The organism is Arthrobacter sp. CDRTa11, from assembly GCF_026427775.1.
GTDB lineage: Bacteria > Actinomycetota > Actinomycetes > Actinomycetales > Micrococcaceae > Arthrobacter.
Genome location: NZ_CP044532.1, coordinates 1749573 through 1768561, shown reverse-complemented (window position 1 = coordinate 1768561; position 18989 = coordinate 1749573). Strand labels below are relative to the sequence as shown.

At 64.5% G+C, this 18989-nt stretch carries 19 protein-coding genes; 5 read left to right on the top strand and 14 right to left on the bottom strand.

Features of this window, described 5'->3' with window-relative positions; genetic code table 11:
- Nucleotides 1–13: 13 nt before the first annotated feature.
- From F8G81_RS08035 to F8G81_RS08005, 7 genes are all read right to left on the bottom strand, one after another.
- Entirely contained in the window at nucleotides 14–478 is a 465-nt protein-coding gene (locus F8G81_RS08035; RefSeq protein WP_267278464.1) for a molybdenum cofactor biosynthesis protein MoaE, read from the bottom strand.
- Nucleotides 468–1004: a MogA/MoaB family molybdenum cofactor biosynthesis protein gene (locus tag F8G81_RS08030; RefSeq protein WP_267278463.1), complete on the bottom strand. Its 537-nt coding sequence runs from the start codon at nucleotides 1002–1004 to the stop codon at nucleotides 468–470. Before F8G81_RS08030 ends, F8G81_RS08035 begins: the two co-directional genes overlap by 11 nt.
- Nucleotides 1001–1495 carry a cyclic pyranopterin monophosphate synthase MoaC gene (moaC, locus tag F8G81_RS08025; protein WP_267278462.1) on the bottom strand — a complete coding sequence of 165 codons (495 nt, stop codon included), beginning with the start codon at nucleotides 1493–1495 and terminating at the stop codon, nucleotides 1001–1003. The genes F8G81_RS08030 and moaC overlap by 4 nt, the downstream gene beginning before the upstream one ends.
- Nucleotides 1483–2805 carry a gephyrin-like molybdotransferase Glp gene (glp, locus tag F8G81_RS08020; RefSeq protein WP_267278461.1) on the bottom strand — a complete coding sequence of 441 codons (1323 nt, stop codon included), beginning with the start codon at nucleotides 2803–2805 and terminating at the stop codon, nucleotides 1483–1485. Before glp ends, moaC begins: the two co-directional genes overlap by 13 nt.
- Nucleotides 2805–4289 carry a molybdopterin-dependent oxidoreductase gene (locus tag F8G81_RS08015; RefSeq protein ID WP_267279165.1) on the bottom strand — a complete coding sequence of 495 codons (1485 nt, stop codon included), beginning with the start codon at nucleotides 4287–4289 and terminating at the stop codon, nucleotides 2805–2807. Before F8G81_RS08015 ends, glp begins: the two co-directional genes overlap by 1 nt.
- 233 nt (nucleotides 4290–4522) lie before the next feature.
- Nucleotides 4523–5731, bottom strand: coding sequence for a sensor histidine kinase (locus F8G81_RS08010; protein ID WP_267278460.1), 1209 nt, complete (start codon nucleotides 5729–5731; stop codon nucleotides 4523–4525).
- Complete coding sequence (locus F8G81_RS08005; RefSeq protein WP_267278459.1) at nucleotides 5718–6467, bottom strand: response regulator transcription factor; 750 nt, start codon at nucleotides 6465–6467, stop codon at nucleotides 5718–5720. Before F8G81_RS08005 ends, F8G81_RS08010 begins: the two co-directional genes overlap by 14 nt.
- A 132-nt stretch (nucleotides 6468–6599) precedes the next feature.
- Here F8G81_RS08005 and moaA point away from each other — a divergent pair, with 132 nt between their 5' ends.
- The 4 genes from moaA (at nucleotide 6600) to F8G81_RS07985 (ending at nucleotide 10094) form a co-directional block, all read left to right on the top strand.
- Nucleotides 6600–7727 carry a GTP 3',8-cyclase MoaA gene (gene moaA / locus F8G81_RS08000; RefSeq protein WP_267278458.1) on the top strand — a complete coding sequence of 376 codons (1128 nt, stop codon included), beginning with the start codon at nucleotides 6600–6602 and terminating at the stop codon, nucleotides 7725–7727.
- 5 nt (nucleotides 7728–7732) lie between these two features.
- Nucleotides 7733–7999: a MoaD/ThiS family protein gene (locus tag F8G81_RS07995; RefSeq protein WP_267278457.1), complete on the top strand. Its 267-nt coding sequence runs from the start codon at nucleotides 7733–7735 to the stop codon at nucleotides 7997–7999.
- Nucleotides 8000–8217: 218 nt separating this feature from the next.
- Nucleotides 8218–8508 (top strand): hypothetical protein, encoded by a 291-nt coding sequence (locus F8G81_RS07990; protein WP_267278456.1) that lies wholly within the window; start codon nucleotides 8218–8220, stop codon nucleotides 8506–8508.
- Nucleotides 8509–8510: 2 nt separating this feature from the next.
- Nucleotides 8511–10094: an HNH endonuclease signature motif containing protein gene (locus tag F8G81_RS07985; RefSeq protein WP_267278455.1), complete on the top strand. Its 1584-nt coding sequence runs from the start codon at nucleotides 8511–8513 to the stop codon at nucleotides 10092–10094.
- Between the two features lie 31 nt (nucleotides 10095–10125).
- Here the strand turns inward: F8G81_RS07985 and F8G81_RS07980 are convergent, their stop codons facing one another.
- Nucleotides 10126–11280: a helix-turn-helix transcriptional regulator gene (locus F8G81_RS07980; protein ID WP_267278454.1), complete on the bottom strand. Its 1155-nt coding sequence runs from the start codon at nucleotides 11278–11280 to the stop codon at nucleotides 10126–10128.
- A 186-nt stretch (nucleotides 11281–11466) separates the two neighbouring features.
- Between F8G81_RS07980 and F8G81_RS07975 the strand changes: the two genes are divergently transcribed.
- The gene (locus F8G81_RS07975; RefSeq protein WP_267278453.1) at nucleotides 11467–11748 is read left to right on the top strand and encodes a hypothetical protein; all 282 of its coding nucleotides are present in this window, start codon (nucleotides 11467–11469) and stop codon (nucleotides 11746–11748) included.
- Nucleotides 11749–11814: 66 nt separating this feature from the next.
- Here the strand turns inward: F8G81_RS07975 and F8G81_RS07970 are convergent, their stop codons facing one another.
- The 6 genes from F8G81_RS07970 to kynA all read right to left on the bottom strand — a co-directional run bounded on the left by F8G81_RS07970 (nucleotide 11815) and on the right by kynA (nucleotide 18971).
- The gene (locus tag F8G81_RS07970; RefSeq protein ID WP_267278452.1) at nucleotides 11815–12285 is read right to left on the bottom strand and encodes a DUF1579 family protein; all 471 of its coding nucleotides are present in this window, start codon (nucleotides 12283–12285) and stop codon (nucleotides 11815–11817) included.
- A 33-nt stretch (nucleotides 12286–12318) separates the two neighbouring features.
- Nucleotides 12319–13662, bottom strand: coding sequence for a M16 family metallopeptidase (locus F8G81_RS07965; RefSeq protein ID WP_267278451.1), 1344 nt, complete (start codon nucleotides 13660–13662; stop codon nucleotides 12319–12321).
- A 104-nt stretch (nucleotides 13663–13766) separates the two neighbouring features.
- On the bottom strand, nucleotides 13767–16040 hold the full coding sequence (locus F8G81_RS07960; RefSeq protein WP_267279164.1) for a polyribonucleotide nucleotidyltransferase: 2274 nt from the start codon (nucleotides 16038–16040) through the stop codon (nucleotides 13767–13769).
- Nucleotides 16041–16287: 247 nt separating this feature from the next.
- A complete protein-coding gene (gene rpsO / locus F8G81_RS07955) occupies nucleotides 16288–16557 on the bottom strand; it encodes a 30S ribosomal protein S15 (RefSeq protein ID WP_247048644.1) in 270 nt (89 codons plus the stop codon).
- Nucleotides 16558–16860: 303 nt separating this feature from the next.
- Nucleotides 16861–18120, bottom strand: coding sequence for a kynureninase (gene kynU, locus F8G81_RS07950; protein ID WP_267278450.1), 1260 nt, complete (start codon nucleotides 18118–18120; stop codon nucleotides 16861–16863).
- On the bottom strand, nucleotides 18117–18971 hold the full coding sequence (gene kynA, locus F8G81_RS07945) for a tryptophan 2,3-dioxygenase (protein WP_267278449.1): 855 nt from the start codon (nucleotides 18969–18971) through the stop codon (nucleotides 18117–18119). The genes kynU and kynA overlap by 4 nt, the downstream gene beginning before the upstream one ends.
- Nucleotides 18972–18989 lie beyond the last annotated feature (18 nt).

Here is an 18989-nt window from a genome sequence, read left to right as displayed (position 1 = left end):
GTCATGATCAGGTTCAGGCTCCCGCGCCGACCCATTCAACGGAGCCGTCGGCAAAGAACTGTTCCTTCCAGATCGGCACCTGTTCCTTGATCCGGTCCACCAGTTCTGAACACACCTCAAACGCCTGGCCCCGGTGGGCGGCGGATACAGCGCAGACAAGCGCCGGATCGCCGATTTCCAGCATGCCGATCCGATGGGCCGCCCAAATGCGTACTGGCTGGCCGGCGCCGGATTCCCCGGGCTCCTGCTCGGCAACCAGTTGAGCGACGACATCGGCCATCACCTGGTGCGCGGTAGGGTGCGCACTGTAACTGAGCCGCTGAACTGCCTTGCCGCCGTCGTGGTTCCGGACCACTCCGCTAAAGCTGACCACTGCCCCGGCGGTGTCCGACTCCACGGCCGCAATGGCCTGGTCCACGGAGATGGGCTCCGCACTCAACACCGCACGGACTATCTCAAAAACGGATTCAGTGTCCATGGCCGCCCTCCAGCTGATCGCACAGGTGCCCGATCACCGGGTCAAGGACGGACAGCCCGTCCATGACGCCTTTGGGTGATCCGGGCAGGTTAATAATAAAAGTAGTGCCGGAAGCCCCGGCATAACCGCGGCTCAATGCTGCCAGCGGGGTCTTGGCAGCTCCGGCACGGCGGATAGCCTCCATGATGCCGGGAATTTCCCGATCAAGGAGGGGCAGCGTCATCTCTGGAGTGCGGTCGTCCGGGCTGAGCCCGGTTCCGCCGCTGGTGATGACGACGGCGGGGTGCTGGGTCAGCAGCGCCCGGACGGCCGCGCCCACGGGTTCGCCGTCCGGCACCACCATGGCCGGAAAGGCTTCAAAGCCGTGCTCGGTGAGCCAGTCGATGATCACCGGACCCGTCTCGTCGTCGTAAATACCCGCAGCCGCCCGGGTGGACGCGATAACCACGCCTGCTTTACGCCCCTGTACTTCCCCGTGCCGGTGCGGTTCTGGCATGTTCAGTGTGCTCTCAGTGGTGCTGCTCATAGTGTCCAGTCCCCGCTCTTGCCGCCGCTTTTGGCCAGCACTTTGATATCGGTGAGCACGGCGTGCTTGTCCACGGCCTTGATCATGTCGTACACGCTCAGGGCGGCGACGGACACCGCGGTGAGGGCTTCCATTTCCACGCCTGTGACGCCGCGCGTCTTAACCGTGGCCAGGATCTTCACGGAATCTGCCGCCAGTTCGAAGTCCACAGTCACTTTGGACAGCGGCAGTGGATGGCACAGCGGGATCAGTTCAGGGGTCTTTTTGGCCGCCATAATACCTGCCACCCGTGCCACGGCCAGGGCATCGCCTTTGGGCAGGCCGCCGGAACCCAGAAGGACCAGAACCTCCCGGGTGCTTGTCACGGTGGCGGTTGCGGTGGCCTGGCGCGTGGTTTCGGCTTTTGCCGAGACATCCACCATCTGGGCGGTGCCGTCCTGCCGGAGGTGCGTCAGGGAAGGCGGGCTCTGTTCTGCATTCACAGCATCCATACTTCCACTTCATCGCCCTCGGCGAGCGCCGAGATGCCTTCCGGGACATGCACCAGCACATTCGAACCAGCCAGGGCGTGCATCAGATGCGAGCTTTCGCCGCCTTCGAGTCCAACGGTCCCGTCCGGATGGAGAGTGCCGCGGCGGACCTGGTGCTTGTGTTCGGGCGACTTAAGTCCGTGGGCAAGCCGGGCCCGGACTGGGATGCGTGGTGCCGGTGAGCCGAACAGCGCGGCCAGCACGGGGCGGAGGAACATTTCGAAGGAAACCAGGCAGCTGACGGGGTTGCCCGGAAAGCCCAGGAAAGGGACGCCGTCGAACGTGCCGATGCCCTGGGGCCCACCGGGCTGCATGGCCACGTGCAGGAATTGGGCATGCTGCCCTTCCATGGCCTGGCGCACCACTTCGTAGGCGCCCTTGCTGACCCCACCGGTGGTGACGATCACGTCCACGGCCGGCGCATGTTCACGCAACAGGAGCTCCAGCTCTTCGGGCCGGTCCGCGGAGATGGCCGTGCGGATGACGTTCAGTCCGGCCTGCCGCATGGCGCCTTCCAGCAGCGTGCCGTTGGAATCGTAGATCTTGCCGGCGGGCAGCGGCTGGCCGGGTTCCACCACTTCGTCCCCTGTTGCGGCAAGCAGGACAGTTACCTGCCGGTGAACCGTTACGGTGTCAAGGCCCAACGCGGCCAGGAGCCCCAGCTGCGCAGGACCCAGGTGCGTTCCGGCCGCAAGCGCCCGTTCTCCGGCGCGGAGGTCGCTGCCCACGGACCGGACAAATGTCCCGGCTTCGGTTGCCGGAAGCCTGACTGTGGAGTGCTGCCCGGGAGCGGGGAAGCGGTCCGGCACCGCCCTTTCGATGGGGACGACGGCGTCCGTTCCGTCGGGAATCATGGCGCCGGTCATGATGGGGGCAGCTGTGCCGGGCTCCAGTGCCGCTGGTGTGGCACCTGCTGGGACGGGGGCCACCACGCGCAGCTCCGCCCCGCCGTCGGGAATGTCCGAGCTGTTGACGGCAAAGCCGTCCATCTGGGAGTTGGCAAACGGCGGGAGGCTGATAGGTGCCGTGACGTCGTAGGCAAGCCCCCGGCCCAGGGCCGCCTGCAGGGTCATGGTTTCTGTCCGGTCAGCCGAGCGCAATCCAGTAAGCAGCTGGGCCACGGCGGCGCGGTGCCCGGCCACGGAACGGGGCGTGTGGGCTTGTCCTGGGTGGGCTGGTTCATCCTGCTCAGGGTTGGCCGAGTTGTGCGTGCGGGCATGGCCGTGCTGGTGCGGAGGGCTGTGCATGGTCCTGCCTTCGGTTGCTGCCATCAGGGTTTCACGTCAACTCTAATCGTGTGGAAGCCTGTAGCCCCGTCGGGTGCAACAGGGCGGCGTTCCTCGTCCTGGGGCTCGCCGTCGAGATCTGTGGCGCGGACCTGGACCTCGTACTGCCCGGGTGTGAGGTCGATGCCCAGCTTCCACTGGTACCACGTATCCAGCGAGATCCCCGGGGCCAGTTCGGCCGCCTGCCAGGGTCCGCGGTTGACCCGAAGTTCCACTCTGCCGATCCCCGTGTGCTGAGCCCAGGCCACACCACCGAACATCACACTTCCCGCCGTTACGGGACGGCCGCTGCGCGGCACGTCGATCCGGGACGACGTCTTGATGGGTCCGCGGGCCGACCAGCCCCGCGGCGTCCAGTAGGCGGTGTCGTTCGCAAACGTGGTCACCTTTAGCTCGGTGAGCCATTTGGTGGCCGAGACGTAGCCGTAGAGCCCAGGGACAACCAGCCGGACGGGAAACCCGTGTTCCAGCGGCAGCGGTTCGCCGTTCATGCCCACCGCAAGCAAGGCGTCCCTGTTGTCGGTGAGAACCTCGAGCGGCGTGCCGGCAGTCCAGCCGTCCGAGCTCCGTGAGAGCACCATGTCAGCTCCGGATTTTGGTCCTGCCAATGCCAGCAGCTCCCGGACCGGCCAGCCGAGCCACCTGGCATTGCCGATCAGGTCACCGCCCACCTCGTTGGAAACGCACGCGATGGTTATATGCCGCTCCGTCAGGGGTTTCGCCAAAAGCTCAGCGAAGGTCAGTTCGATTTCCCGGTCCACCATGCCCGTTACCCGCAGAGCCCAGGAGCCCGGATCAAGGGCAGGGACGGACAATGCAGTGTCGATGCGGTAGAAGTCGCGGTTGGGGGTGATGAGCGGCTGCATGCCGTCGAGGCGCACCTCAGCCCCGGCCGGAATGGCTGGCGCTGCCGATTGGGCGGCAGGAAGCCGCAGCCGTTCACGGGCCTCGTTGATACCTGCCGCAGCACCCCGCCACACAGCCGCGAGGACCCCTCCCACGGCAGTAACGGCGGCACCGGCGGCGAAGACCTGCAGGAAGGCCCGCCGGGCAGGAGGGTCGCCGCCCTCAGTTCTGTTTGCCCGAGTCCCGCCTGCGTCTGCTTCCCCTACGTCAGCTCCATCTCCGTCAGAGGGCGAAGTGTTCCAGGCCTGGAGCCGGCGGATCAGCAGGCGCAGCAGCACCATCCCTACCAGCGCGGCCACGAAGGGCACGGCAATCGCGTTCGGAGTCACCTGAGCACGGGTCAGGACCGCGGCGAGTCCCGCCAGCGCAAAGACGGCAATCACTCCGACGCCGGCAAAGCGCCTGCGCTGTTCCACTACTCCGGCCAGAGCTGCCAGGGCTGCGATGACCAGCACCATACCTGTGAGCAGAGCCATTTTGTCTGCCGTGCCAAACAACGCAATGGCCCAGTCCTTCACGGCCGGCGGAACGGCGTCGATCACGGCTCCGCCCACCGCAGTCATCGGCGATACCGACGGGCTGACCAGACTTGCCAACAGCTCTCCCAGCACCACGCCGGTCCCGGCGGCGACAACCCCCGAGGCCCCCGCCCACCATGTTTTCGTTGGTGCTGGCGATGGCGATTGGGTGGACGCTGCCGACCCAGCCTTCCTCGACCGAACCTTCGTCGAGCCTGCCTTGGTCGACTCTGCCTTCGCCGACCCTGCCTCTGTCACTCCGTTGCTCGTTTCATCCGTCACAGTGCGTTCCCTGAGCCTTTCGCAAAATGTGCGCGTCCAGCCGAGCCAGGCCCATCAGTCCCTTCGGCGGGGAGGCGGAGCGTAAAGCGGCATCCGCCGTCGACGTTTTCCACACTGACGCCCCCGCCGTGGGCGCGGGCTATCCCGGCCACCATGCTCAACCCCACGCCCGCGCCGCTATAGCTGAAGCTTCCGGCGTGCTCCCCATCCCTTGCCTGCAGGCGGGCCGGATTTCCCTGCCATCCCGTCTCGAAAACGTGCGGAAGGTCCTCTGGCGGGATTCCGCCGCAGCCGTCCGTGACGGTGACGGAGGCGCTCCCGTCGTCACGGGCGACCATGACCATAACGTCCGATCCCGGGCGACTGTAGAGGATGGCATTCAGCAGCATGTTCCGGACCGCCCGGCCCACAGACGGTCCGTCGGCGATGGCCAGGCTCTCACGGTGCCCACCGCCGTCGAGCCTGATGTTCCTTTGGGCGGCCAGGGGCGCCAGATCGGTGAGGGCATCGCTGGCAAGATCGTAAAGGTCCAGCGGCTCGGCGTTCAGGCGGAGGGTGCCGGCCTGGATTTTGGACAGTTCCAGCAGGTCGTTCACCATGACGGCCATCTGCTCCGTCTGCGCAATGATGGTGCGATGGTACGCGGAGGGATCCGCGGCCATCCCGTCCTCCAACGCTTCTGCCATTGCCCGCATGCTCGCCAGCGGTGTCCGCAGGTCATGTGAAATCCAGGACACCAATTCGCGGCGTGACTTTTCGACGGCGGCCTCCCGCTCCCGGGATTCCACCAGGCGGCGGCTGCTGAGTTCCAGCTCGTCAGCAAGGGCCGCGAGTTCCGATCCCATCACCGGTGCCGACAGCGCCAAGGATTCGCCGCGGCCGATACTGCGCGCGGCTTCGGCCAGCGCCCGGGCGTTCCTGGAAACTCCCGCTCCCAGGATCAGGGCGATGGCAATCGCCACCGCCGAGGCTATCGCCAGGATGTACCACATGACCTCAAGGTCCCTGGCGGAAATGACCATGGCGTTGAATGCGCTGACCATCCCCGCGGTCAGGACGGCCACCGTGGCAAGGACCACCACGCAGATCTGGACAGCGAACGTGGCACGCTGCATGGCTTTGAGGACGAGCAGCGCGGCGGCACCGATGACCAGCGCCCAGAGGAGGGCCAGGCCAACGATGACAAAGAGCTCATTGGCTTGCATCGGCCGCCTCGCTGAGTGCATGGACGTCCAGGCGGTACCCCACACCCCAGACGGTTTTGAGGAGGTCAGGATGCCTCGGGTCTTCCTCGATCTTCTCCCGCAAGCGGCGGACGTGGACGGTGACAGTGGAAAGATCACCAAAATCCCACCCCCACACCGCCTTGATGAGATCCTCCCTGCTGAACGCCTGGTTTGGATGGCGGAGCAGGAAAGCCAGGAGATCGAATTCTCGGGCCGTCAGGGACAGCTGGACGCCGTGGCGGGTTACCATGCGGGCACCGGGGTCCAGTACGAAACCAGCCACTTCCACCGGCGGTTCCGGGCTAAATTCCTGGAGGCTGCGGCGCAGCACGGACCTGACCCGCAGCACCAGCTCCCGGGGCGAGAACGGCTTGGTGATGTAGTCATCGGCGCCCACCTCGAGCCCCAGGATCCTGTCGTCCTCGGTGCCAAGCGCCGTCAGCATGATCACCGGCACTGACGTGGTCTTCCTCAGCCTGCGGCAGACCTCCACCCCGTCCAGTCCTGGCAGCATGCGGTCGAGAATGACAAGGTCGGGTTGCCGGGCGGCGGCCAGTTCCAGGGCGGTGAATCCGTCCTTGGCCAGGTCCACCTGGAAGCCGGCCTGAAGCAGGTAGTCACGCACCACGCCGGCGATGATCTGCTCATCCTCGACCAGCAGGATGCGGCGATTGCCGACGTCGGCCGTGTCCTGCGGCGGTAGGGACCTGTTCACTCCTCCAGCATAGGTTCGCCGGGGCGCCGCGGCACCGGCAGGGGACGCCCACGGCACAACCGTAGGACTTCCGTAAGATTCCCCCGCGTCACGGGCGTGATAGCGGGGCTAAAGGTGGCGTAGCCTGAATTCATGAGTGTTCAGCTAGGCATGCCGCAACCGCGCGAAGGGTCAGGTCCCGCCGGACAGCCGCAGCCTGCCACCCGGCCTGCCGACACACCGCCTGGGCTCCTTGACCGCTACGGCCGCCGGGCCACGGATATGCGGCTCTCCCTCACGGACAAGTGCAACCTCCGCTGTACGTATTGCATGCCTGCCGAAGGGCTGGAGTGGCTGGCCAAGCAGGCAGTGATGTCCGCGGAGGAGATCGTGCGGATCGTACGGATAGGCGTGGACCTCCTGGGTGTGCGTGAACTCCGCCTGACCGGCGGTGAACCCCTGGTCAGGGCGGACCTGACAAGCATCATCGCAGCTATTCGGAGCAACCACCCGGAGCTCCCCATCTCCATGACCACCAATGGCGTTGGCCTGGACAAGAAGGCGGCGGCGCTTAAGGCCGCAGGCCTGACCCGGATCAACGTCTCCCTGGATTCCCTGCATGAGGAGACCTTCGCCAAGCTGACCCGCAGGCCTTTCCTCGACCGTGTCCTGGCCGGGGTTGACGCCGCCTGGGCAGCGGGGCTGGGGCCGGTGAAGCTCAATGCCGTGCTGATGCGTGGCATCAATGATGCTGAATCGCCATCCCTTCTTGCATGGGCGCTGGACCGCGGCTACGAACTGCGGTTCATTGAGCAGATGCCGCTGGACGCAGACCACGGCTGGACCCGCCGGAACATGATTACAGCAGCCGAGATCCGCGGGCTGCTATCCGTGGACTACGTCCTTAGCCCGGACCCACGGGCCCGTGATGGAGCACCCGCGGAACGCTTTGAAGTACGACGCCGGGTGGCCGGGTCCGCGGACCCGCAGGGACCTGTTTTGGGCACCGTGGGGATCATCGCCTCCGTTACCGAGCCATTCTGCTCAGATTGCCGCCGGACCCGCATCACTGCGGAAGGCAAAATCATGAGCTGCCTGTTCTCGCGGGAAGAGTTCGACCTGCTCGGACTCCTGCGCGAAGGTGCCACGGACCAGGCCCTTGCTGAACGGTGGCAGGATGCCATGTGGGTCAAACCCAAAGCACATGGCATGGACCACGTAGGACTTGACGCCCCGGATTTCGTCCAGCCGGACCGCAGCATGAGCGCCATCGGAGGCTGAATTTCTTGAACGTACGTTACTTCGCTGCCGCACGCGCCGCCGCGGGTGTGGAAGAGGAGCGCTTTGACCTGCCGGCGGGCTCCACCGTGGAGGATCTGCTGGCCGCAGTCCTGACAGTGGAACGGTCACTGCCGCCTGCGGGCACCCCTCCCCTGCCGCGCATCCTGTCCCGGAGCAGCTTCCTGCTCAACGAGGTTGCCGTGCGTGACCGCAGCACTGTGTTAAATCCCGGGGATGTGGTGGACGTGCTGCCGCCTTTTGCCGGGGGCTAGAACTCACCAACTGGGAGCGCCGCGTTTTAGTGCGCCGAACACACCGGGGGTGAGCGCGAACGGACACTTATGGCCCCACCGAATGGCGCCAACGGACACTTAGGGCCCCACCTGTTCGGAAGAGCGGACGAGTGGGCCGAAGGCCGGTCGGTCGGATGATATCCACATAGGCCATCTGCTGCCTCCCTCTTATCAGTCCGCCTTGGGATGCTGGAGGTATGAAAAGCAGAGCAGCCTGGGATGCTGAAAACAGAAAAGGTCTAGCGCAGATTATTGCGTCGCTCGCCGTACTTAAATGGAAATTCGCAGCACTCCTCACTGGTCCGTCGGCTTCTGGATATGGCTCGTATGTCGATGCGGTGGCCCGAAAGGGTGCCTGCTTGGCCGGGCTCGCCGAGTTCGTCCGGGTCGAAGCCAAGATAGCCGCGCTGAAGAAACGGCTGGTCGCAGGATATTCACATAGCCCATCTGCTGCCCCGGTCATGTCAGACGCTCCTGGGAGGCTTTGATCGTGGAAAAGACAGCAGCGGCAGAGGTAATAGAGGCCATCAAGACTTCCGTCGCTGCGCTGAGCAAGATCGTCCGCGGGCCCGAGGACGGTTCTGGCGCCGATCCGATGCGGCAAGAGGCTGACGACTGGCTGGATATCCTGTCAGAGGCTGCCCAGCTGCAAGCAAAGACAGCGGCCCTGACGGTCCGGGCCGCAGCAGGTTTCACGGACACTACACGGGCTATGGCCCCTCCGGAGGCGTCCCCGCCGGATCGCATGGCGATGGAGATGTCCATTGTCGCCGAGGTCGCGTGTGTCCTCACCGTCAGTGAACGGGCGGCAGGCGCCCTGCTCGCCGAATCCCATATCCTCACCAGGGCACTACCGCTGACCTTAAAGGCGCTAGAGGCGGGCACGATTTCTTGGCAGCACGCCCGCTGCATGGTGGACGAGACAGGCTCCCTTGACCCCACCGGGGCAGCCGCCCTGGAAATCCACTTCCTGGACCCCGACACAGCGAAGGCTTCCCGCGCCTGCCTGGCCGGGGACCTCACACCCTCCCGGTTCCGTGCCAGGGCCCGGACCTGGCGCGAACGCCACCACCCCGTCTCCATCGAAACCCGCCACACCAAGTGCGTCCTGGACCGCCGGGTCGAATACACCCCCGACCGCGACGGCATGGCCTGGCTCTCCGCCTACCTGCCCGCCGACCAGGCCGCCGCCATCTGGGAACACACCACCACCACAGCCCGGGCCCTCCAAGGCCCCACCGAGCCCCGCACCCTCACCCAACTCCGCGCCGACACCCTCGCCACCGCACTCCTCAGCGGAGAAACCACCACCAGCGACAGCAACGGCGGCGCACTCTTTGATGGCGGTAGCGGCGGCGGAAGCACTAGCGGCGCAAATAGCCTTGCCGATCCCGACGCAGAGCGCACAGCCGGGCAGGTTCCGCCGCCACGGGCCCAGGTACTGGTCACCGTGCCCGTGTTCTCGCTCCTGGGCCTCACCGATGAACCTGCCACCCTCGACGGCCACGGCCCCATCCCCGCCTCCATGGCCCGGAACCTGGTCGCCAACGGAGCCCACTCCTTCCACCGCGTCCTGACCGACCCCCGCGACGGCGCACCACTGGAAATCGGCAGAACCAGCTACCGCCTCACCACAGCCATGCGCCGCTGGCTCAGACTCCGCGACGCCAAATGCCCCTTCCCCGGCTGCAACAACCACTCCCTCGACAACGAAGCAGACCACCTCCTCGCCTGGGCAAACGGCGGCACCACCGGCATATCCAACCTCGGCCAACCCTGCCGAAAACACCACCACCTCAAACACCACTCGGCCTGGCAACCAACCCCAGCCGGCAAAAACCAACCACCCGGCTGGACCTCACCCACCGGCCGCCACTACAACAGCGAACACCAAGACTGGGAACCACCCACCTGGCCGGACCACGTCCTGAACGAACTCCAAGACAACGCCTACACACCGGAGCCCGAGCCCGAGGCTGACCACGACTCGCACGCATGGGATCTGGTCCTGGCAGCTTCCGAAAGATCTAGAACCTACGAACTAGGACTCCAAAACCAGAAATCCAAAACGTGAACTCCTAACCAACTGGAACCCAAAGGAGTTGCTACGCGGTTCCCCATGCCATGGCCAGCAATGACGCGCGGCTGTGGACACCACAATTGTCGAACACCTGCTTGAACTGGTCCTGAACGGTATAAGTTCCCACGCCCTGGGCAGCGGCCATCGTGGCCGTGTCCGCACCCTTCGCGGCCAGCTCAAGCAACTCCCGCTGCCGGGGCGTCAATCCGAAGCTCCTGGCGAAGATGTCCAATCGCGCCTCGGGCGGACACTCCTGGATAGTTACGGCCAACGGCGGGGTGACACCGGAAGGGGCCGCATCCATCCTGCTTGCCCGGAGCATTGCCCACTTTCCGGACCCAATGTGTGCCCGGGCGGCAGCTGGATGATCATCGACGCCTGCCTCACGTGCCAACAACTGGGCAGCGACATTCAGAACCTCTGCAGGTACCCCCTGGTACGGGCGCGGCCCAGGCTGTAACAATTCAAGCCAGTCCCGTGTAGAAGCCGTCTCCCCCACTACCGAAAGGTCCGCGTCCAGCGTAAGCACGGCCTGCTGCGGAAGTATGACTGAAGCCCTGCCGCTTTCCGCTGCCCTCCGGGGCACCGGCTCTTCTGGCGGCATTTCCGGTAATACAGCCCGGCCGGCCGCAGCCGCTGAGGATTCCAACCCGAACTGCCGGGCGATGGACCGCCGCAGGGCGGGAGTTACTTCATGAGTAACAGCTTTGACGTATTCCGCTTCGCTGGCAGTGAAGGCACCTTGGTCAGGTTTCCGCCACAGATCAAGCCAACCCCAGCAGCCTTGCTTGTCCGCGAACACGGTGAACAGAACATCGGAAACACCGTACCGCTTGAGCACGCCATCCCAGACCAGGCTCTTGGATGGGTCACCCAAGCTAACCTCAAGCAAGGAAGCCACAGGAGACGCGCTCCCCGCCAACTGGGTCCACCTGCCTACAGGCGTCAGATACTTTAGCCGGATGAGGAGCGGCAGTTCCTCGGGGCACGGGACCCGGGCCATGGGCGATATACCCGTTGCCGTTGCAGGATCAGAAAGGGGCCAGACCCAGGCGCTGAAGGGCAGCATCCGGCCCAGCTCCCGGAGCACCTCTCTGCGCAGCTCCGCATGATGCATTGATGAATCGCCGAGAAGCCGAACCCGCTCGAGGCTCCGGTGCGTTGCCCAGCCCGTAGTCATCCACCTAGTATGCGCTCCGGTCGGATCGGCAGCACGTGCCCCGAAAGGCTGGCTGTCCACGCCAGCCCTTCCAGATATCTGGGATACCGCCAGAAGAATCCGCCGCCTACGTTGGCAGTACAAATGGGCACAGCGACCGGAATGGTTCCGGCTCAAGAGCTGGCCAGTATCGAAGGAGAATCAGGCATGTTTACGCTGCAGATAGAGCATGGCATCAGGGACTTCGACATGTGGAAAGCAGCCTTCGACCGGGATCCGGTGAACCGCGCCGCTTCAGGTGTGCTCTCCCACCGGATCTGCCGGCCAGTGGACGACTCCCACTATGTGGTGGTTGAACTGGATTTCAATGAACGCGGGCAGGCCGAGAAACTGTTGGCGAATCTCAAGGACAGGGTGTGGAACTCTCCGGCGGCCGCCCCGGCCCTGAACGGGTCGCCCCAAACCCGGATCCTGGAATCAGCGGACTGACGGCAGGCCGAGGGCCACAAGTGTCCGTTCGCGCTGAGGGGCCGCAAGTGTCCGTTCGCGCTAAGGCTAAGGTGAAACCCGGCGGAACTCCGAGGACATAAAAGGCGAAAAGCCGCCGGCATCGCCCAGGCGCAATTCCACCGTATGGGTCAATATGCTGCCGTCGACGCGGAAAGTATGACGGGCGGTTTCCCGGTCGCTGTGCCGTTCCACGCGCAGGACGCCGTCAATGCAGGTGCAGCGGGCAGGAAGTCCTTGGGACGCGCCAGCCATGCTGTCGACGTAGTACCAAAGAACGGCCTCGTGATCGGGATCGACAGTAAAAACGCCGTGCCCCTCATAGTGGGAACCGTCGGCTTCCTTGTGCCTGTAACTTTGGACTACTGCGTAGCCGCCCGCGGCCCGCGTATACCTCACTTCGGCGTCAGCGATGTGCTCCGGACCCCACGCACCTGCGGCAAGGCGCGTGGTGCCCCGCCAGTGACCCAGGAAGCTATCCAGCACGGTATGAACGGTGCCGGGCAACGGACGGTTCATGCTCTCTCCGCACTCCCCTGGCCAGTCATTGGATCAGAGTCCGAACGTTTCGGATTCCTCAAAGGGTCCGACCACTGTCACGGTGCGCGGTGCAGCCGCCAATTCCTTGGCAAGGTCCTGAACCTCCTGGGCCGTGACGGATTTGATGAGCCGCAGCGTCTCGTCGATGTCCTGGTATTCACCGGATACCAGTTCAGCCCGGCCCAGGCGGGACATCCGGGAACCGGTGTCCTCCAGTGCCAGCACAATGCCGCCGCAGAGCTGGCCTACCGCCTTGCGGAGTTCGTCGTCGGAGATCCCGCCCTCGGCCAGCTTGTCCAGCTCGAGCCCCAGCAGGTCCAGAACTTGGCGGACCTTGGAGGGCGTGCACCCTGCATACATGCCGAAGTACCCGGCATCCGCGTAGGAGGAGGCAAAGGAGTACGTGGAGTACACCAGTCCGCGCTTCTCACGGATTTCCTGGAACAGCCGCGAGGACATGCCCCCACCCAGCACAGCGTTGAGCACGCTCATGACATAGCGCCGCTCATCTGTGGCGACAATAGTGGGGCAACCCATGATGATATTGGCCTGCTCCACTGCCCGCTTGACCACGTGCAATCCTGCGGTGCCCGTGATCTGAGCACGTTCCGTCGACCGTCGGTCGACGGGGGCAGCGTCCGGCTCCAGCGACCACCCGGCGGCGTTAAGGGCGTCCACCACAAGGTTGCAGACGACGTCGTGCTCCAAGCCTCCGGCGGCGGTGATGACCAGCTCGTCCGGGCGGTAGTAGCGGCGGTAGTGCTCCCAGACGGAGTCCCTGGCCACAGCCTTGATGGCGGCGGGTGTACCGCCGATGGGGCGGCCCAGCGGATGCGGTCCCAGGACGGCGGCCACAAATTTTTCGTGGGCCACGTCTGTGGGGTCATCGCTGTCCATGGCGATTTCCTCCAGGATGACGTCGCGCTCCTGCTCCATCTCCGTCGGGTCCAGGACTGCGCCGGTGATCATGTCGGCGATGACGTCGATTGCCATGGGCAGGTCACTGTCCAATACCCGGGCGAAGTAGCAGGTGCTTTCCTTGGCGGTGGCCGCGTTGGACTCCCCGCCAACCTCGTCGAATGCCGAAGCGATTTCCAACGCGGTACGCCGTTTGGTGCCCTTGAACAGGAGGTGCTCCAGGAAGTGCGTGGACCCGTGCTGGCCAGGTGCTTCGTCCCGGGACCCCACGCCTACCCAGAAGCCGATGGTGGCCGAGCGCTGCCCGGGCATCGCCTCGGTGAGCACACGCACGCCGCCGGGCAGCACCGACCGCCGGACGACGGAGCCGCCCTCGGATCCGTGAACCAGGGTATCGCCGGCATGGTTCTGCTCAAGCGGCAGGGGTACAACAGTCATTGAGGCCTTTCAAAGGGGCAGCGATCTGGCTGCCATCGTAACAGCGGCGGGGCCGGTGGATCATCCACCGGCCCCGCCGATCATGCTGTGGTGCAGGGTCCGAATTATTCGGAGTCTGCGCCCTCTGCCCCGGCGGAAGCGTGAACGCGCTCGGGTTCGCCGGCGCCTTCCTCTTCAGCCACAACGGGAGACAGCGACAGCTTTCCGCGGTCATCGATCTTGGTGATTTCCACCTGGATCTTCTGGCCCACGGAAACAACGTCATCAACGTTGTCCACGCGCTTGCCGCTGGCCAGCTTGCGCAGCTCGGAGATGTGCAGCAGGCCGTCCTTGCCCGGGGTCAGGGAAATGAACGCACCGAAGGTGGTGGTCTTGACGACCGTACCCAGGTAACGCTCGCCGATTTCCGGAACCTGCGGGTTGGCAATGGCGTTGATTGCGGAGCGTGCTGCGTCTGCAGACGGACCGTTCGTGGCGCCGATGTAGACCGTGCCGTCGTCCTCGATGGAGATGTCGGCGCCGGTGTCTTCCTGGATCTGGTTGATCATCTTGCCCTTGGGCCCAATGACCTCGCCGATCTTGTCAACCGGGATCTTGACCGCGATGACACGCGGCGCGAACTCGGAGAGCTCGTCCGGGGTGTCGATCGCGGAGTTGATGACGTCCAGGATGTGCAGGCGGGCTTCGCGGGCCTGCTTCAGTGCTGCTGCCAGCACGGAGGCGGGGATACCGTCGAGCTTGGTGTCCAGCTGAATGGCTGTGACGAACTCGGACGTACCGGCAACCTTGAAGTCCATGTCGCCAAAGGCATCTTCGGCGCCGAGGATGTCGGTCAGCGCCGCGTAGCGGGTCTGGCCGTCAACCTGGTCGGAAACCAGGCCCATGGCGATACCTGCAACGGCAGCCTTCAGCGGCACACCAGCGTTGAGCATGGAGAGCGTGGAGGCGCAGACGGAACCCATCGACGTCGAACCGTTGGAGCTGAGAGCCTCAGACACCTGGCGGATAGCGTACGGGAATTCCTCGCGGGACGGCAGCACGGGCACGAGGGCGCGCTCTGCCAGGGCACCGTGGCCGATTTCGCGGCGCTTGGGCGATCCCACGCGGCCGGTTTCACCGGTGGAGTACGGCGGGAAGTTGTAGTTGTGCATGTAGCGCTTGCGCGTCACGGGAGACAGCGAGTCGATCTGCTGTTCCATCTTCAGCATGTTCAGCGTGGTGACACCCATGATCTGGGTCTCGCCGCGTTCGAAGATGGCCGAACCGTGCACGCGGGGCAGAACCTCAACCTCGGCGGTGAGCTGGCGGATGTCCGTCAGGCCACGGCCGTCAATGCGGATCTGGTCCTTGAGGATGCGCTGGCGCACAACCTGCTTGGTCACCGAGCGGAATGCTGCGGAGAGCTCCTTCTCGCGGCCTTCGAACTGGCCGGCCAGGGAAGAAGTGACTTCATCCTTCAGGGCGTCGGAAGCGTCGTTGCGCTCCGTCTTGTCCGCGATCTGGAAGATGGCAGCCAGCTTGTCAGCGGCGGCGGACTCAACAGCTGCGTAAACGTCGTCCTCGTAGTCGAGGAAAACCGGGAACTCAACGGTGGGCTTCGCGGCGCGTGCGGCGAGGTCCGACTGTGCGTCGCAGAGTGCCTTGATGAACGGCTTGGCAGCCTCGAGGCCCTCGGAGACAACCTCTTCGGTGGGGGCGGTGGCGCCCTGTTCCTTGATGAGGTTCCAGGAGTTGTCCGTTGCTTCGGCTTCGACCATCATGATGGCGACGTCGTCCCCGTCCGGGCCGGACACAGTACGGCCGGCGACAACCATGTTGAAGACCGAGTTCTCCAGCTGGGAGTGCTTCGGGAAGGCAACCCACTGGGAGCCGTTCTCGTCGGCAACCAGGGCGACGCGGACGCCGCCGATGGGGCCGGAGAAAGGCAGGCCGGAGAGCTGGGTGGACATGGAGGAGGCATTGATGGCCACCACGTCGTAGAGCTCGTCAGGGTTGATGGCCAGGACGGTCACCACGATCTGAACCTCGTTGCGCAGGCCCTTGACGAAGGCGGGACGCAAGGGACGGTCCATGAGGCGGCAAGCCAGGATGGCTTCGGTGGACGGGCGTCCTTCACGGCGGAAGAACGAGCCCGGGATACGGCCTGCGGCGTACATACGCTCTTCAACGTCAACCGTCAGCGGGAAGAAGTCGAAGCCTTCACGCGGGTGCTTGCCCGCGGTGGTGGCGGAAAGCAGCGCGGTGTCTTCGTCGATGTACACCATGGCTGCGCCGGCTGCCTGCTTGGCAAGACGGCCTGTTTCGAAGCGGATTACACGCTTGCCGAAGCGGCCATTATCAATGACTGCTTCTGAGAACTGGATTTCGGGACCCTCCAAGAGAGTCACCTCCGTTTCTGTTTCACGGAAGTCCAGCCGCATCAACCCAGCCCAGCATCTGTCTACTGGCCTGCACTGCACCCGGTCATCGATCGAGACCCACGGGCCGGGGCTTCAGTCTTCGAAGCCGTTCCCGGGGATCACTACCGAGGACCGCGAATGCGTGATGCGGTTGATCCTCCTGTTTAATTTTCTTCTGAAGAAGGCGGCCCGTTCCATGGAGGAAAGGGCCGCCCCTTAAGCCTGACTAGCGGCGCAGGCCGAGACGCTCGATGAGCGCACGGTAGCGGGCGATGTCAGTGTTCTTGAGGTAGGTGAGCATGCGCTTGCGACGACCAACCATGGCCAGCAGACCGCGCTGGGTGTGGTAATCGTGCTTGTGCTCCTTCATGTGCTCAGTCAGATCCTTGATCCGCTGGGTCAGGACTGCAACCTGGACCTCCGGTGAACCGGTGTCGGCCTCAGATGTTGCGAAATCCTTGATGATGGACTGCTTTACAGCGGCGTCAAGTGCCACAATAACTCCTATTGATGTGCCGTGAGGCCCGAATCAGTAACTCACTGCCGGGTCTGCCAGCGCGGAATCCCGGCGAAGCAGAATTCCGTGAAAAACAGGGTTTTTCACGCATGGCAGGAACCAGCCGCCACGGACTGCAGCCGGATCCAACGTTCAGTTTAGCGGCCGCGCTGCAATCTTGTCGAAACAGAAGCCCGCTCTGGCCGGAAAACAGCCGGAAAACAACCCGTTCTGGCCGGAAAACGGTCCTGCGCCCACAAGAGGGCGGGGCACAAGGATACTTGGCGTGAGCGTGGCCGGTGGCTAGGGACGAAGCTGGTCCCGGATGGCCGCCATGCCACGGAAGACTTCTGCATAGCTGGTACTCAGTGGAGACAGCCCGATCCGGATGCCGTGCGGAGCCCGGAAATCCGGAATGACGTCCTGCTCCCACAGCGTGGCAGTGATGTTCCGGAATTCAGGGTGGTCCAGTGTGATGTGGCTGCCCCGGCGCTCCGGGTTCCGCGGCGATGCCAGCTGCACGCCCAGGGGTTCAAGCCATTCTTCGAACAGTTCCACTACGTAGGCGGTGAGTTTGAGCGACTTCTCCCGGACGGCTGCCATGCCGGCTTCTTCAATGAGGTCCAGGGTGCCGCGCATGGCCAGCATTCCGAAGATCGCCGGGGTTCCGCTGAGGAAGCCCCGGATACCCGCCGCAGGCTCATACCCCTGCCCCATTTCGAAGGCGTCCTTGCGCCCCATCCAGCCCCAGATCGGCTGCCGGAATGACGCCAGGTGGCGGCTGTTGATGTAGGCGAATGCCGGTGAGCCGGGTCCGCCGTTGAGGTACTTGTACGTACAGCCGGCGGCAAAGTCTACGTCTGACCCGTCAAGATCCAGTTCCACGGAACCGGCTGAATGGCAGAGGTCCCACACCACCAGGGCTCCGGCATCGTGGGCGGCCTCCGTGATGGCCGGCAGATCGGCGAGGAACCCTGACCTGTACGCCACATGGCTCAAAAGTACGACGGCGGTAGCCGGCCCGGCCGCCTGCCTCACCTGTTCGGGGGTGACCCCGGACGACGGATCGGCTTCAATCCACCGCAGCGAGAGGCCTTCCTCGCGGGCGATGCCCTCCACCAGGTAGCGGTCGGTGGGAAAGTTGTCCGTGTCCAGGACAATCTCAGTGCGGCCAGGATCGGTCACCGCGGCCAGCGCGGCGCGGATGAGCTTGTAAAGAACCACGGTGGTGGAATCGGCGATAATCGTCTGCCCTGGAGCGGCACCCAGCACCGCCCTGCCCAGTTGGTCGCCGATGCCCTGCGGCAGCTCCAGCCATTCCTCGTCCCAGCCCCGGATCAGCCGGCCGCCCCAGCCTTTGTGGATGAAGTCGCTGATGTCCTCCGGCGTCCTCTTGAGCGGACGTCCCAGGGAATTGCCGTCCAGGTAGGAGAGGTCGGTGTCCGTGCCGATGAACAGGTCCCGGTAGTGTGCCAGCGGGTCCTGGGCATCAAGCTGCCCGGCCCGCCGAAGGAGGGCACCGGCGGCGGAATTTTCCACCGTTGCCTGCGATTCCCCGCTCACTGGCCGATCTCCGTCCGGACGGCGAAGAGTTCAGGGAAGAACGTCAGCTCCAGCGCCTTTTGCAGGAAGGCGGCGCCGGTGGAACCTCCGGTGCCCGTCTTCATGCCGATGGTGCGCTGTACCGTGCGCAGGTGGCGGAACCGCCAGAGCTGGAAGTTGTCCTCCAGGTCAACGAGTTCTTCGCACGCCTCGTAGGCACCCCAATTCTCCGCCGGGTTCTCGTAGATGTGCTTGAACAGCGGCACCAACTCGGGAGTGAATTCGTGGGCCCGGGTGACGTCGCGTTCCAGGACCGCCTGCGGCACGTCCAGGCCCTGCCTTGCCAGGTAGGCCAGGAACTCGTCGTAGATGCTGGGGGCGTTGAGCAGCCCTTCCAGCATCTGATGTGCTTCCGGGTCCGACTCAAAGACGGGAAGCATCTTCCGGTTCTTGTTCCCCAGGACAAACTCCACCGCACGGTACTGGCTGGACTGGAAGCCCGATGAGTTGCCCAGGAAACCCCGAAACTGGGAGTACTCGGTGGGGGTCAGGGTTGCCAGGACGGACCATTGCTCGGTCAGCGTCTTCTGGATGTGTTTGACCCTGGCGATGCCCTTCAGCGCGGCGCCGAGATCGTCCTCACGCAGCCACGCGGCCGCGCTCCGGAGCTCGTGCAGCACCAGTTTCAGCCAGAGCTCAGTGGTCTGGTGCTGGATGATGAACAGCAGCTCGTCATGGTGTTCGGGACGGCTGACAGGTTGCTGCGCACTGAGGAGGGTGGGCAGCTGCAAATAGGAGGCGTAGCTCATCCGGGAGCTGAAATCCCGCACGATGCCTTTATCCAGTTTCCTGGTGTTCTTCTCTACGGACACGGTGCTGCCTTCCTCATT

Coding starts and splice junctions, on each gene's coding strand:
- F8G81_RS07965 (WP_267278451.1), bottom strand. CDS start 13,662: ATGACTGTTGTACCCCTGCCGCTTGAGCAGAACCATGCCGGCGATACC.
- glp (WP_267278461.1), bottom strand. CDS start 2,805: ATGGCAGCAACCGAAGGCAGGACCATGCACAGCCCTCCGCACCAGCAC.
- moaC (WP_267278462.1), bottom strand. CDS start 1,495: ATGGATGCTGTGAATGCAGAACAGAGCCCGCCTTCCCTGACGCACCTC.
- F8G81_RS08030 (WP_267278463.1), bottom strand. CDS start 1,004: ATGAGCAGCACCACTGAGAGCACACTGAACATGCCAGAACCGCACCGG.
- F8G81_RS08015 (WP_267279165.1), bottom strand. CDS start 4,289: ATGACTGCGGTGGGCGGAGCCGTGATCGACGCCGTTCCGCCGGCCGTG.
- F8G81_RS07970 (WP_267278452.1), bottom strand. CDS start 12,285: ATGAACCGTCCGTTGCCCGGCACCGTTCATACCGTGCTGGATAGCTTC.
- moaA (WP_267278458.1), top strand. CDS start 6,600: ATGAGTGTTCAGCTAGGCATGCCGCAACCGCGCGAAGGGTCAGGTCCC.
- F8G81_RS08010 (WP_267278460.1), bottom strand. CDS start 5,731: ATGCAAGCCAATGAGCTCTTTGTCATCGTTGGCCTGGCCCTCCTCTGG.
- F8G81_RS07980 (WP_267278454.1), bottom strand. CDS start 11,280: ATGACTACGGGCTGGGCAACGCACCGGAGCCTCGAGCGGGTTCGGCTT.
- F8G81_RS08035 (WP_267278464.1), bottom strand. CDS start 478: ATGGACACTGAATCCGTTTTTGAGATAGTCCGTGCGGTGTTGAGTGCG.
- F8G81_RS07975 (WP_267278453.1), top strand. CDS start 11,467: ATGTTTACGCTGCAGATAGAGCATGGCATCAGGGACTTCGACATGTGG.
- F8G81_RS07990 (WP_267278456.1), top strand. CDS start 8,218: ATGAAAAGCAGAGCAGCCTGGGATGCTGAAAACAGAAAAGGTCTAGCG.